Here is a 13,808-nt window from a genome sequence, read left to right as displayed (position 1 = left end):
ACATCATTCTCGAACCGCGGCCGGCAGGTGACGCGAAAAAAGTTGAGCCCGTAGTTAGGGTCCCCCCCTCCAGCCCCGTTTCCCCATCGACGCCGGGATATCCGGCGCGACGGATCGCCGGAAACACCGGCGCCGAGCGGGGAGCGGGATGTGATCAAAGTGGACGACCGATATACGCTTTCAAGGCGATGGGTGCTGGCGGCTACAGCGGCCGCGATCTTCACCAGCCCGGCGGAGGCAGCCGCGCGCGAGACGGCAATCGAATTCAACATTGCGGCCGGTTCGCTCGACCGCGCGCTTGCCGCTTATGCCGAGACGACGCGTCGTCAGCTGCTCTATTCGAGTGCGCTCGTCGCAAACCGCACGTCGAAAGGATTACAAGGGCGGCACAGCGCCGACCGAGCGCTCGCCTTGCTTCTCGCCGATACCGGCATTCGCGTGCGTCGAGCGGGCAAAGCCTTTGTCCTGATCGAAGCAACGTCACGCCAGTCACGCGCTGAGCGCACACCAACCCCACGGCCGCCGCGGCGAGCCCAACAACGGACGCCATCGCCCGACCCAGCACCCGAAAACGAGACGGAGACGATTGTGCTGACGGGGACGAACATTCGCGGTGCGGGCGGCGGCAGTTCGCCGCTGGTGACGGTCTCGCGCGATGAAATCGAGCGGGCCGGCCAGTCGACGGTCGGTGCCGCGGTCGCTGCGCTCCCACAGAATTTCGGCGGCACGAGCACCGAGGACACCAGCCTGACCAGTTCGGATCGCACCACGCTCAACGAAGGGCTGGGCAGCGGCGCCAATCTGCGCGGACTTGGTAGCGATGCGACACTCACGCTCATCAATGGACGCCGCGTGGCGGGTGCTGGCGGCCAAGCCGAGTTCACCGACATCTCGATGATCCCGCTGGCGGCTGTCGAGCGGATCGAGGTGCTCGCCGACGGGGCATCCGCGATCTACGGCTCGGATGCGGTCGGCGGAGTGATCAACGTCATCTTGCGCAAGAGCTTCAAAGGCGGCGAGACCCGGTTCTATTCGGGTGTTCCAACGCAAGGCGGCGCTTCGGAAGTCCAGGTTGGCCAGGTGCTCGGCACTGCCTGGGGCGGTGGCCATGCGTTGATCGCCTATGAGTATTCGCTGCGCGAACGGCTGCGGGCGAGGGAGCGCGATTATACGCGGTCGGCCGACCTGCGCCCGCTCGGTGGCTCTGACTGGCGTTCGTTCCTGTCCAATCCGGGCACGATACTCGGTTTCAGCACTAGTGGCGCGCTCGTTCCCCTCTACGCGGTGCCGCCGGAACAAAATGGTCAGAATCTCACCCCTGGCGACTTCCTGCCCGGCGCCAACCTAGAGAACTTCCGTGAGCAGTCCGATACCTTACCCCGCCAGGAACGGCATAGCGCTTATGCAACCATCGAGCAGGAAATCACGCCAGGGGTGAGGCTGTTCGCCGAAGGACGCTATGGCCGCCGCGATTTCGAATATAATGGGCAGGCAAGCACATCGGTGATGCAGGTGCTGCCAAGCAACCCCTATTTCGTCAGTCCCACGGGCATGCCGTTCACGCTGGTGGGCTATTCGTTCCTGCGCGAGTTGGGCCCAATCCAGCAACAGGGGCGGATCGAGGCGTGGAATGCGGCAGGAGGGGTCACCGTCGATGCGTTCGCCGACTGGCAGATCGAGGCCTATAGCTCACATTCAATAGAGCGGAGCAGGTTGCGCGGCAGCGACTATGTTAACTCCTATTATCTCGCTGAAGCACTCGGCACCCGATCCGACGACCCTGGAACCACGTTCAGCACGGCAACGCACGGATTCTTCAATCCGTTTGGTGATGGTGCTGTGAACTCCAAGGCGGTGCTCGACTTTATCGGCCAAGGCTGGACCGCGACACGGCTCGACAGCGAAGTCACCTCAGCGACGATCAAGGGCGACGGCACCTTGTTGGAGTTGCCGGGTGGCCGTGTCCGGCTTGCCGTCGGCGCGACCTATCGACGCGACCGGTTCGAGCGTGACGGCGAAAACTTCACCTCCGATCCCGCGCCTCGGCCGTTCAATCATACTGATGCGAACCGCTCAGTGACGGCAGGTTTCGCCGAACTCGCAGTGCCCCTGTTTGGCGAGGGCAATGCGCGCGCCGGCCTCAAGCGTCTGCTGCTGTCGGCGGCGTTGCGTCACGAGCGCTACAGCGACTTTGGCGAGACCACCAATCCCAAGGTGGGGATGGTATGGGAGCCGGCCGTTGGCCTCACGGTGCGAGCCAGCTACGGCACCTCGTTTCGGGCACCAGCGATCCGCGAACTACGCGACCCATTACAGATTTCATACTCGCCACTGCGTGATACGGACGGAACTGTGCTTTCGGTGATGACGCTGTTCGGCGGCAACCCCGACCTCAAACCCGAAACTGCGCGCTCGTTTACCGTTGGCATGCGCTATAGCCCGCCTGACGCGCGGCGTTGGCGTTTCGAGCTTGGCTATTTCGAGACGCACTTTCGCGATCGGATCGAACGGCCCGCAGCCGACAACATCACCCAAGCGCTGACCAACCCGATCTACACCCCCTATGTGCGCCGGGTAAATCCGGCGGGGAGCGCAGCCGATCGCGCGTTGTTACTGGACTATCTCAACCATCCCGGATCATTGCTGCCGCCCGACTCTTATCCCCCTGAATTCTTTCGCGCCATTCTCGACGCACGACTGGTGAACTCGACCAAGCTGACCGTGCGTGGAATCGATATCGCCGCTGCTGGCGGATTTGCCACGCCGGACGGCGAGGCATCGTTCAGCCTCAGCGCCTCGCATATGATCGACTATCAGCGACAGATCACGCCACTCGCACGTCCGCTCGAACAAGCAGGCACCCTGGCGGATCCCCCTCGTGGCGCGGACGGGCGATGGCGAGTTGGGATGCGCGGGGTTGGGGGGCATCAGCAACGCTCAACTACACTCATTCCTATCTTGAGGATATCGGCAGCCCGCCGCGGCGCGTTGATGCGTTCGCGACGATCGACGCTCAGCTACGCTTCGAGCCCAAGGCGCTCGCCGAACGCGGGTTCAGACTTTCACTCAACGTGCAAAACCTGCTCGATGCGCGTCCGCCATTCGTCGATCAGATGACAGGCGTCGGCTATGGTGCGGCAAATGCCGACCCCCTCGGCCGCATCCTGTCGATCCAGGTCGTCAAGCGATGGTGAAGACGAGCTAGCCATCACGCTCCTCTTTTAAGGATCAGACCCATGCGAAGCTCGTGGGCGGCGGCGCTGTGCCTCGTCGCCACGGTCGCCAGCGCGCGACCGTTACAAATCGAAGATCAACTCAACCTAGAAAGCTACGGGCAGGTACTGACCGATCCCACCGGTCGCTGGGGCATCATCGAACGCCGCCGGCCCTATGCCAGCGCTCCGAGCTATCGCTACGACTATATGACGCGCCGGCTGCTCTCGAATCTGATGATCGTCGATCTCGCGGCGGACTCGCCCGCGCGCGTGCTGTTCGCGCAGGATCCGAATGCGGGCTATTGGGCCGGGAGCTTCTCGCCCTCGGGACGCAAGCTCACGATCTTCCGGCTCGACGCGGCCCGGCTTCACATCGGCATCCTTGATATGGCGAAGCGTTCGGTGCGCTGGCTCTCGGTGGCACCGGACTTGCCCGATGCAAGCCCCGCACCGCGTTGGCTCGATGACGACCGGTTGCTGTTGGTCACCCTCGAAGGGACCGAACTGCCTGATCTGCTTGACACTCCGACGCGCGCGCAGCGCCGCGCCAGCACCTATTGGCATTCGGCCGAGACCGGCATGGCAGCGACTGTTTCGGTGCTCGGCAGCGGAAAATATGCTGCCATCGGCGTGACGCCCCGCGCGCGGCAGCTTCGCCTGATCGACCTGCGCACCGGCGCGTCACAGCAGCTATACGGCGGCGACATTTCCGATTTTGACTTGTCGTCCGACCGGACGCGGGTGGCGATCGTCTTGCGAACAGGCAACATCTTGCCCGATCCGGACGTACCGCTCGACCAGGCCTTCGAGCCCCGCCGGCACCGCCTGGCGGTTATCGAGTTGCCAAGCGGACGGGTCGCCCAGCCCTGTGCAAGCTGCGATGTTCTGCCGAATTTCCTGAGCTGGAGTCCAATCGGGAACGAGCTCTTGTTTCATGCCCGTGCCGACGGACAATCCTGGTCGTCGGGCAGCCTTCGCCGATGGAGTGCCTCCACTAGCACGTTAAGCTTACCCTTGCCGGCGGGCATCAGTCCTCGCCTCAGCATCGATGGTGGAAGTGCGCGGACGCTCGCGGTGCACTGGCTGGGCTCCACGCCGATCGCCCTCGTCGAGCGGAACCGCCGGTCGGACTGGGTCGCTGCGTCCCCTCACGGCCTCGTCACCTTGAGTCGCGATATGTCGGCGTCATCGGCGAGGCTCTTGGCGATCGACGGCAGGCTCGCGTTGATCGGCGACGGATCGCACGCGCGATGGGTCGATGCACAGGGCCGCATAGCCGGGTCCATCGCGGGAAGTCCGGAAGCGCTGATCCGCTTCGACCCGCACAGTTGGGGTACCCGCAACTGGATGAACGCCATTCCGCCGCTACCGCTGGTCGTGCGAACTGGAAAGGCCCGGGCACGCATTGAGGGTGCCGGCGATCAGCTGGGATCGCCGCTTGCGCTCGATCACAAGGATCGCGTCTTCGCGTTTGGCCGCGATACCGTCCTTGCCTATGCTGAAGACGCATATGGCGTCGGCGCGATCGTCGTGGCGGACCGTCATCGTCGGCGCGTGGTCGATCGCATCAACGTGCATCTCGCCGCAATCCAACCGCCGCGCGAAATCGACCTTACGACGACCGCGATCGACGGCGCGCAGCTTACGCACCGTCTGACACTGCCTCGAACCTCTGCGCAACCGCCGCAGCTCGTAGTGGTGCCTTACCCGGGGCTGCTGATGGCAAATCGCCCGGAGACGAGCGCGGCCAGCGCCAACATGATGACCCACGCCCACTTGATCGCAGGCCAAGGCTATGCGGTGCTCGAGCCAAGCATTCCTGTTCCCCCCGCCCCGGCCGATCCGCTCAAGCATCTCGGGCCACCGGTCATTGCGGCGATCGACGAAGCACAACGCCGCGGACTAATCGCTACGACAAAGCCGTTGCTGCTAGGACACAGCTTCGGCGGCTACGCAGTGGCGGGGCTGCTGGCACGTAGTGATCGCTTCGCCGCGGGCATCGCCGCCGCCGGTATCTATGATCTTGCGGCAGGCTATGGCGGGTTCAACCCGCGCAGCGATCCAAATGGCTCGGGCCTCGCGCTCACCATGTCAGTTGGCTGGTACGAGATGGGAGCCGGTCGCATGGGCGCTGCGCCTTGGCAGGATTCCGAACGCTATTTGCGCAACAGCCCTTACTTCGCGATTCCGCAGCTTCGCGCGCCCTTGCTGCTTGTGCATGGCGAGCTCGACTATGCCCCCGCCTATCAGGCCGAGCGGCTGTACACCGCGCTGCATCGCGCGGGCCGCGACGTTCTGCTCGCGCGCTATGCGGGCGAAGGCCATGTGCTGATCAACCCGCACAATATCCGCGACTATTGGCGGCGCGTCTTCGCGTTTCTTGCCACACACCGCGAACAGGAAGCGCAGCCTCAGCCCAAGCCCCAATAGCGCGCCCAAGCCTCGAACGCGACATAAGTCGCGATCAGCCGCGCATCCTCGCTCCAGATCAGGCTGTCTGGGTGCAGCGCCGCACGGATCGCATCCCCATTGAGCAGGCCGTGGCTGACCAGTGTGCCGTCGCCGAGATAGCAATGCAGGAAGGCAGCGTTCTCGGCGGCCGCGCGGCGGTAGTAGTTGGACGCATCGCCCTTCCCGCGGCGCCGGCGCAGATTTTCCGGGAGCCACACGCCGAACGTTTCGCGCGCAAGCGCGCGGTTGATCGTGCCATGGGCCAGCAGCCAGGTCGGGATGGCGAGGCAGGTCTCGACCACTGGTTGAGAGAGCAGCGGATGGAGCAGCGGCGTAAAAGCAGCGCGCGCGGTCGGGCTTTGGAAATGCTGACAATTGGCGATCGCGCGCAACTGGTCACGGCGGCCAGGCGACAGACTGGCCAGGTGCTCAAGCCAGGGGTGCTCGGTTTGCAGGCGAGCACGTATGGCGCGCTCGGCCAGATGGCCGCCAGGGAGCTTCGCTGACACTTCCCGCCGTGCGTAGACAATGTCGGCGAGCATCAGCCGATAGACGTGCCAGACCGATGTTCCGGCGCGAAGCGCCGTCTCGAGCGGAACGCGCGAGGCGAAGGTTGCGAACCGCTGCGTACGAGCCCGGTCAACAGCAATCCATGGCGAAGGCGAGTTGAGGAACACCGCATCCCCGCCCTGTCCGGTGAAGATAGCGGTCGCGTCCAGTGCACGCCCGACGCCTAGCGACGCGCCTTCGACCAGTGGATCGAGGCCGAAGATCACCGGCTCGAGCGGCTGCTCGGCTTGAAGCGCATCTTCGAAGCGGAATTCCGACGCCGTCGCGCTGACCTCCACAAGGCGCACGCCCCAGCGTTCGGCAACGGCGCGGGCATGTTCGCGTTCGTCGCCGCCCGAATGCCCCACATCGAAATGGACACAGCTGATTTCCGGAGGACGCGGTCCAGAAGCTATGGCACCCAGGATGATCGCAGAGTCGAGTCCTCCCGAGAGTTCGATTGTCAGCCGATCGTGTCGCGCCGCAAAGGCGCGGCAGCTGTCCTTCACCGCGTCGCGCAGCCGCGCGCCCGCAGCTGCGGCGTCAAGACCGGGTCGCGTTCTGCACAGCAGATGCGGCTGCCAGGCAGGCTCTACCGGTCCAAGCGTCGCACCGCGCCACTCGCGCTTGCATCCAGCCGGGACGATGTGGATCCCACGTAGTGGCGAGGCGTAGGTCAGCCGCAGGGGGTCGGCGAGCGCGGCGGCGAGTTGGTCGAGATCGCAGCGCGCATTCAGGCCAAGGGGCTCGCGCAGCCAGCGTGGAAGCGCGTCGCTCGCGATGAGCATGTTATCCTTTTGCGCCAAATAGAGCTGCTGCCCGCCGCTAGGATCGCGGGCGATCTCGATCGACCCGTCGGGACGGCACTCGAAGGTGACGAAGGTGCCCCAGATGCCGCTGGTTGACCCGTTGGGCTCGTTTTCATCAGCGAGACGGTCCGCTCGTTGGAAAATCTCGCCGATAAGCGTCACTTGTCCTTCGACGTTCACTTGACCACGCGGATCGACCACATCGCCGAGGACCAACATGTCAGCCGTGCGCCGTGCAATCTTCAAGCGCGTAGCTTCTTTGGCGGCGCGCGCGACCAGACGATCAGCGGCCGCTTCGCCAGCTTCCGGATTCATCCAGAAGAGCGCGACATAATGCGGGACCAGCCCCGCCTCAGGCTGCGGCGATCGGCGTATACCAACGGACGTGGTCGACGGTGTCATTGAGGATCACCCCCTCATGTTCGACCCAGCAATGGGCGGCGAACGGAAAGGTCCGCACGCCGAACACCCAGCGGGCGCCAAGCCCATTCAAGGCAAGCAGCTCAAGCAGCAGCATCGAATTCGGGAGACATCGTGCCGCTCCCGGAAACAGCGCGCGGGCCAGGTAGGCTTGTCGCGCGAGCGTGTGGACACGGTCCGCGTCCGCTGCGATACCGTACGCGCGGCGATTGCGGCGGCGCGTCAACTCGAGCCAGCCCGCGGGCTGCCCGACGTGAAGACGACGCCACGCACGTCCAGCTGCCCGCATCAGTACGAGCGCGTCTCCAATGGAAAGCCGATCAGGCGCGTCGCCGAAGATGTCGTTCTCCGCAAGATGCTGCACAGCCCGAAAGGGAGTGACGCAATCGAGCGCGCCATAGAGACCTGCCGCCTCAAGCTCGTCGAGTAGGGGAGCGTCGCCGCGAAACCGGTTGCCGCCAACAAGCTCGCCTCGCACCGTTTGGGCCGCATCACGCGCGATGCAGAAATACTGATTGCGCTTGGTATCCATCAGCACGATGTCGCCATCCACATCAGCAAGATGGACCTCCGGAATAAGACCGTAGAGCATTGCGGCAAGGGGAGCGGCGCACAGCGCCGCTCCCGCATTCCCTTCAGCCGGTGCGGCCGAGGAACTGGCTGCCGGCTTCGAGCGGCACCACGATGACATCCGATTTCGTGGCGCTGCTGACCCGGCCGACACGGACGAGCCGCGGGGTGGGATTGTCGGACATTGCAACCTCCATGCTTGCTTGCCGCAACATAGCGGCAGCCCAAGAAGGCGGCGGCGCACCTCTCTACTCAAACTATTTTCGGGCTATTGTCTCGCGATAGCCAGCGGCCATCGCGTGCGCCACGGCGTCAGCGCGATTACGTCCGGCATGACAATAGCTGCGGACGGTGCCGGCGAGCTTTTCCGTGTTACCGCGCGTGCACACCTCGACGAGCTTCGCCACCTGTTCGGACGGGCCGAAAATCTCCGCTTCTTGTCGTCGTGCAAACGCTAACCGATCGAGGCAGCGTTGGGCCTCCTCGATCAGTAGCGGGTTGTTTGATCGCCGTGCGATCAGCACGAGAATTGCGGTATCGCCTTCATCTGAATCGGTGACCAGCAAGCCACTCGAATTGTCCCGCGAGTTGCGTTTCCAATGCACGACCGCGCGAACGAGATAGAGTTCGAGCAATTCGTAGAGCCCGGCGACCTCGATCGACGATAGCAGCGGCACAAAATAGCCTAGCCGTTCGCGGTCCTCGACGAGGGTCTCTCCGGCGAGCTTGGCGAGCGCCTCGCGCACGGGAGTAGCACTTACTCCGTGTAAGGACGCCCATTCATTGACCAGCAGCTGTGTGCCCGGCGCGAGCTTCGCGCTACGCAGCTGTGACTTCGTCGAAGTATATACGCGCGAAAAGGATGCCTGGCGTTTGCTCATGATACGGCTCAACTCCCTACCCGATCATGGCCAAGGAGGGGCTAGGCCCGAGTCGAATCAGCTTCCAACCAGAATTTGAGTGTTGCTTGACCGCGTATCGCCGAAAATCGGCCGAATGTGCGCAGACACCGCCAGTTTCCGCGCGAACGACGCCCAAGAATCGTGCCCGAAATGAAAACCTTCCGCAAAAAGCGGGTGCATCCACCTGAATCAGGATTCTACTGTGGGTTGTTGCAGGTCCGCGCGGTTTCGCAGCTGCGACGGCGGGCACAAGGTACGCTGGGACTGTTACAGGTTCGTTTGAGGATTAGGCGTGAAGAACGAGCAGGACGAGATCAACGCCGCGCTACTTGCAACCGCGCTGCGGAACATCCGTCTGGCACGGCGGATGCGGACGAGCGAGCTGGCGCGCGAGCTCGGGATGCCACTGCGCACCTACGAACACTTGGAGGCAGGACGAGGCAAGATAACCTACGACAAGGTCGTCCGGTTCGCGGAAGCCACCAATAGCGACCCAGTTGCGATTCTGCTGTCGCTGCCGCTGAAGTCGCATGAATTTGCCGTCCGTTGCGCTGACAACAAGCTCGCGACGATCCTCACGATCGCCTTGGGTGAGCTGAATGACGAGCTTGGCGACGATATCGAATTCTTGGAGCCGGGCACGTTGATCGGTGCATTCACGCGTGTGGTGAAGGACTTGAACAGCCATGTCGCGAACCGCGATCTCTTCGCCGAAACCTGGCTCAGGGAGAACAGTTCAAAGGTGGATGGCGCACGACATTCCAGCAAGCCTCGCTGGCGTCTCAAATCCTGAAAGTTGGATTTTCAACGGCTGATTGGCCGTTGGCTAGGACCGAATTCCGCACTGCGCAGAGGCCGCTGTAGCGGCTTGGGCGAGATCACCAGCTGATTCCCTGCTCCGCAAAGAGCCCAACGATTTTGTAGGGCACAGTGTGGGGAGGCAATATCCTTGCTAGGTTTTTCCGTGGAAAATCAGCGCCTTACACGGCGGACTGGTGGAGCTGAGGGGAATCGAACCCCTGACCTCTGCAGTGCGATTGCAGCGCTCTCCCATCTGAGCTACAGCCCCGCTCCACGTCCGGCTGCGCCGGACGGCGGTTCGTCTAGCTTTCCTCCACCCGCTTTGCAACGCCAATCGCACCGGTTCTCCGGTGGGCCGATCCTTGCCCCCGCTCGTCGCAGCGTCGGCGCGATGCTCGGGAACAAGCCCCGCTGTTCATTCATTTTTTTGCTGTGGGGCACGCGGATGGCGCGTGCCCGGAAACCGGCAGGATGAGGAGGACCCGATGGGCTACGAACCCTATCGCAACGACAACCGCAACGACTGGGGCGTGAGCGACCGCAGTGCGTCGCGCGGTTCCAGCTATGGCTATGGCTATGGCTACGATCCCGATCGCGACCGCTACCGGTCGAGCGCGCGCGAACATTATGCCGCCGACCCGGACGAGCGGGGCCGCAGCTATCGTGGCGAGGATCGTTATGGCGCGCGCGGCTATCGTGGCGGACGTGACCATGACGATCGCTATACCAGCGGCAGCCGCGGCTATCGCGACCGGTATGACGAGGGCCGCGGCGGTCGCGGTCGCGAGCACGGACCTGAAGGCTATCGCTATGACGATCGCGGCTTCTTTGACCGCGCGGGCGACGAAGTCCGCTCATGGTTCGGTGATGAGGACGCGGAGCGCCGCCGCGAAATGGATGCGCGCTACGACGCGCGCTACGGCAATGACTGGGGTGCGCGCGACGCGGACTACCATGGCTGGCGTCGCCGTCAGATCGACGATCTCGACCGCGACTATCACGAATATCGCCGCGAAAATCAGGCGCGGTTCGAGAATGAGTTCGGCGCCTGGCGCAACGAGCGCCAGACCCAGCGGGGTTCCCTGAGCCGCGTGACCGAGCATATGGAAGTCGTTGGATCCGACGGCGCGCATATCGGCACAGTCGACAAGGTGCGCGGCGATCGCATCATCCTGACCAAGAACGACGCCGATGCCGGTGGCCATCACCATTCGATCCCGTCGCGCTGGATCGATTCGGTCGACGACAAGGTGACGATCCGCAAGACCGCAGACGAGGCTAAGGCCGCCTGGCGCGACGAGGACCGCAGCGGTGCGCTGTTCGGCGAGCGCGACGATACGCGCGGCACGCCTTATCTCAACCGCAGTTTCTCCGGCACCTATTGACCGGAACTCCCAGGCGGGCCGGATGTCCGGCCCGACCCTTGGCCCGGGCGGCGACGCCCGGGCCGTTTTGGTTCAGGCCGGGATCGGTTCAGCCGACACGATCTCGATTGCCTCGCTGCGCCCGTTGAAATCGACCGCTTCCCCGTCCTCCGCACCGATCATCGCGGCGGCGAGCGGCGCCTGGAACGCGACCCGGCCCGCCGCCGGATCGGCCTCGTCATGCCCGACAATGTCGATCGTCCGCTCGCGCCCATCAATGCGAAACCGCACGCGCGATCCGATCGCGACCACGCCCGGCTCCGGCACCGGCGCAACCTCCGCCGTGGTCTGGCGCGTATGCCAATAGCGCAGGTCGCGCAGCAGCGGGGCACGCGCTTCCTCGCCCTCCAGCCCGTCGAGCTGCGCCTCGATGTCGCGCACGCGCTGGTCGATCAGCGCCCGCCCGCGTTCGGTCACCGGATTGGGGCCGACCGGAATCGGCAGTTCGAAGCGGGGCTCCTTATGATCCTCGTCGCTCTCGCGGCGGAAGGCGACGCTCATCGGCTCATCCTCAAATCGGCCCGCTGAACGTGTCGCACGCGGCCGGGTTGCCGCTGTCCAGCCCGCGCTTCAGCCACTTCATGCGCTGCGCCGATGTGCCATGGGTAAAGCTCTCCGGCACGATCGTCCCCTGCGACTGGCGCTGCAGCGTATCGTCGCCGATTGCCTCGGCGGCGCGCAGCCCTTCCTCGATATCGCCCGCCTCCAGTCGGTCGCGATTCTGCGCCGCCCAGACCCCGGCGAAACAGTCCGCCTGCAACTCGACGCGCACCGAAAGTTCATTGCCCTCGACCTGGCTCATCCGCGCCTGGCGCGCACGGACCTGCTCCATCGTGCCGGTGACATTCTGGATATGATGGCCGACCTCATGCGCGATCACGTAATTCTGCGCGAAATCGCCCGCCGCGCCGAACCGCGTCGCCAGCTCGCGGAAGAAGCCGGTGTCGAGATAGATGCCCCGATCCGCCGGGCAGTAAAACGGCCCCGCTGCCGAGGTTGCCGACCCACAGCCCGACTGCACCCCGCCTTCGTAGAAATTGAGCACCGGTGCCGGATAGCGCTGCCCCCCCGCGGCGAACAGTTTGGTCCAGGTCTGTTCGGTGCTGGTCATCACCCGGCACGCCTGCAGCTCCTCGGGCGTGTCGCATGCCTTTTGCTGCGTCACCTGCTGCCCGCCGCTGCCGGTGGTGCCCCCACCGGTCAACAACGCCCCGCCCCCACCGACGGCCATAAAGATCGCCGCGCCGATGCCGATCAGCGCGATCGTGCCACAGCCCAGCCGGCTGCCCAGCAGCATCGGCAACAACGCGAACAGGATGTTGCCCCCGCCCCCGCCGAACCCGCCACCACCGGAGCCGAGGTCGCGGACATTGTCGCTGGGATCGAGATCGTCGAGCCGCATGGCCCATCCCCTTTTCGTTGCTACTCCGCGACAATGCCCGAAGCGGACGGACGTTGCATGCATAATCCCGCATTGCCCTTCGCGCTGCGTTGCACCACATGTGCGCCATGGCCGACGCCGATCCGCAACGCCGCAGGAACATGGGCAGCGACGCGCCGCTCCCGCTCCCCGGCTGCGTCGCTTTGGTGCTTCAGGGCGGCGGCGCGCTGGGCAGCTATCAGGCCGGAGTGATCGAGGCGCTGGCGGCGGCGGACATCGCCCCCGACTGGGTCGCCGGCATTTCGATCGGCGCGGTCAACGCCGCGATCGTCGCGGGCAATCCGCCCGAACGCCGGGTCGAGCGACTTGAGGCATTCTGGGATAGGGTGACCAGCGGCCTGCCCAGTTTCCCCGATCTTCCCGCAGGACCAAGTGCGCGAGCTGGTCCATGAATGGTCCGCCGCCGCCGTGCTGGCACAGGGCGTGCCCGGTTTCTTCCACCCGCGCCCGCTTCCGCCGCTCTTCGCCACGCCGGGCAGCTGCGCCGCGCTCAGCTTCTACGACACCGCCGCGTTGCGCGAGACGCTGGATTCGCTGGTCGACTGGGACCTGCTCAACACCGGCCCGGTCCGCCTGTCGGTCGGCGCGGTCGAGATCGAAAGCGGCAATTTCCGCTATTTCGACACGACGCAGGACCGGATCGACGCGCGGCACATCATGGCATCGGGCGCACTGCCCCCGGCCTGCCCCCGGTCGAGATCGACGGTAGATATTACTGGGACGGCGGCCTCGTCTCCAACACGCCGCTGATCCACGTCCTCGATCACCAGAACACCGCGATGCTGGTGTTTCAGGTCGACCTCTTCTCCGCCGCCGCGCCGATGCCGCACACGATCACCGACGTGATGGCACGCGAAAAGGAGATTCGATTTTCCAGCCGTACCCGTCAGGTCAGCGACGAACGGCTGAAGCTGCGCAAGGAGCGCGAGATGATCCGCAAGGTCCTCGCCAAACTGCCCGACAACCTCGCCGACGACCCCGATGTCGCCGCATTGCGCGCCGCCGCCGACGAACAGCCGGTCGCGCTCGTCCACCTCATCTACCGCGCCAATGCGTGGGAGGGCGGCAGTCGCGACTTCGAATTCTCAGCGCGCTCGATGCGCGAACATTGGCAGGCAGGCCGCGACGATGTCGCGCGCACCATGGCCAATGCGCGCCTGATCGCCAGCAACATCGCCGACGGCCGCACCGCCGCCTTCGACCTGACCAGACGCTAACCGGGAGTT

General features: G+C 64.6%; 9 protein-coding genes, 1 tRNA gene and 2 pseudogenes. 6 read left to right on the top strand and 6 right to left on the bottom strand.

Going from position 1 to position 13,808, the window contains the following annotated elements; translation table 11 throughout:
- Positions 1-150: 150 nt before the first annotated feature.
- The 3 genes and pseudogenes from LRS12_RS09390 to LRS12_RS09385 form a co-directional block, all read left to right on the top strand.
- Positions 151-2,772, top strand: a pseudogene (locus tag LRS12_RS09390) (TonB-dependent receptor plug domain-containing protein); the annotation flags it as partial.
- A complete protein-coding gene (locus LRS12_RS20335) occupies positions 2,670-3,194 on the top strand; it encodes a TonB-dependent receptor domain-containing protein (RefSeq protein ID WP_374581274.1) in 525 nt (174 codons plus the stop codon). The pseudogene LRS12_RS09390 and the gene LRS12_RS20335, both read left to right, overlap by 103 nt.
- A gap of 42 nt (positions 3,195-3,236) precedes the next feature.
- Positions 3,237-5,645: a prolyl oligopeptidase family serine peptidase gene (locus LRS12_RS09385; RefSeq protein ID WP_257844359.1), complete on the top strand. Its 2,409-nt coding sequence runs from the start codon at positions 3,237-3,239 to the stop codon at positions 5,643-5,645.
- On the opposite strand, the gene LRS12_RS09380 is transcribed toward LRS12_RS09385, so the two are convergent.
- From LRS12_RS09380 to LRS12_RS09370, 3 genes are all read right to left on the bottom strand, one after another.
- On the bottom strand, positions 5,627-7,243 hold the full coding sequence (locus tag LRS12_RS09380) for an asparagine synthase C-terminal domain-containing protein (protein WP_257844358.1): 1,617 nt from the start codon (positions 7,241-7,243) through the stop codon (positions 5,627-5,629). The genes LRS12_RS09385 and LRS12_RS09380 overlap by 19 nt on opposite strands.
- A 133-nt stretch (positions 7,244-7,376) precedes the next feature.
- Complete coding sequence (locus tag LRS12_RS09375) at positions 7,377-8,036, bottom strand: lasso peptide biosynthesis B2 protein (RefSeq protein WP_257844357.1); 660 nt, start codon at positions 8,034-8,036, stop codon at positions 7,377-7,379.
- Positions 8,037-8,271: 235 nt separating this feature from the next.
- A complete protein-coding gene (locus tag LRS12_RS09370; protein ID WP_257844356.1) occupies positions 8,272-8,895 on the bottom strand; it encodes a GntR family transcriptional regulator in 624 nt (207 codons plus the stop codon).
- 313 nt (positions 8,896-9,208) lie between these two features.
- On the opposite strand from LRS12_RS09370, the gene LRS12_RS09365 reads away from it, so the two are divergent.
- Positions 9,209-9,709: a helix-turn-helix transcriptional regulator gene (locus LRS12_RS09365; protein WP_066581672.1), complete on the top strand. Its 501-nt coding sequence runs from the start codon at positions 9,209-9,211 to the stop codon at positions 9,707-9,709.
- A gap of 200 nt (positions 9,710-9,909) precedes the next feature.
- Here LRS12_RS09365 and LRS12_RS09360 read toward each other — a convergent pair.
- Positions 9,910-9,985: transfer RNA gene (locus LRS12_RS09360), tRNA-Ala, on the bottom strand.
- A 217-nt stretch (positions 9,986-10,202) separates the two neighbouring features.
- On the opposite strand from LRS12_RS09360, the gene LRS12_RS09355 reads away from it, so the two are divergent.
- Positions 10,203-11,102, top strand: coding sequence for a DUF2171 domain-containing protein (locus tag LRS12_RS09355; protein ID WP_257844355.1), 900 nt, complete (start codon positions 10,203-10,205; stop codon positions 11,100-11,102).
- A gap of 72 nt (positions 11,103-11,174) precedes the next feature.
- On the opposite strand, the gene LRS12_RS09350 is transcribed toward LRS12_RS09355, so the two are convergent.
- Both LRS12_RS09350 and LRS12_RS09345 read right to left on the bottom strand, forming a co-directional pair.
- A complete protein-coding gene (locus LRS12_RS09350; protein ID WP_257844354.1) occupies positions 11,175-11,642 on the bottom strand; it encodes a GreA/GreB family elongation factor in 468 nt (155 codons plus the stop codon).
- Positions 11,643-11,652: 10 nt separating this feature from the next.
- Positions 11,653-12,543, bottom strand: a complete 891-nt coding sequence (locus LRS12_RS09345) for a neutral zinc metallopeptidase (RefSeq protein WP_257844353.1) — start codon at positions 12,541-12,543, stop codon at positions 11,653-11,655.
- A gap of 107 nt (positions 12,544-12,650) precedes the next feature.
- Between LRS12_RS09345 and LRS12_RS09340 the strand changes: the two are divergent.
- Positions 12,651-13,799, top strand: a pseudogene (locus LRS12_RS09340) (patatin-like phospholipase family protein).
- The last annotated feature ends 9 nt before the right edge of the window (positions 13,800-13,808 follow it).

Source organism: Sphingomonas sp. J344, assembly GCF_024700005.1.
Lineage (GTDB): Bacteria > Pseudomonadota > Alphaproteobacteria > Sphingomonadales > Sphingomonadaceae > Sphingomonas.
This window is presented reverse-complemented; position numbering and strand designations above follow the sequence as displayed.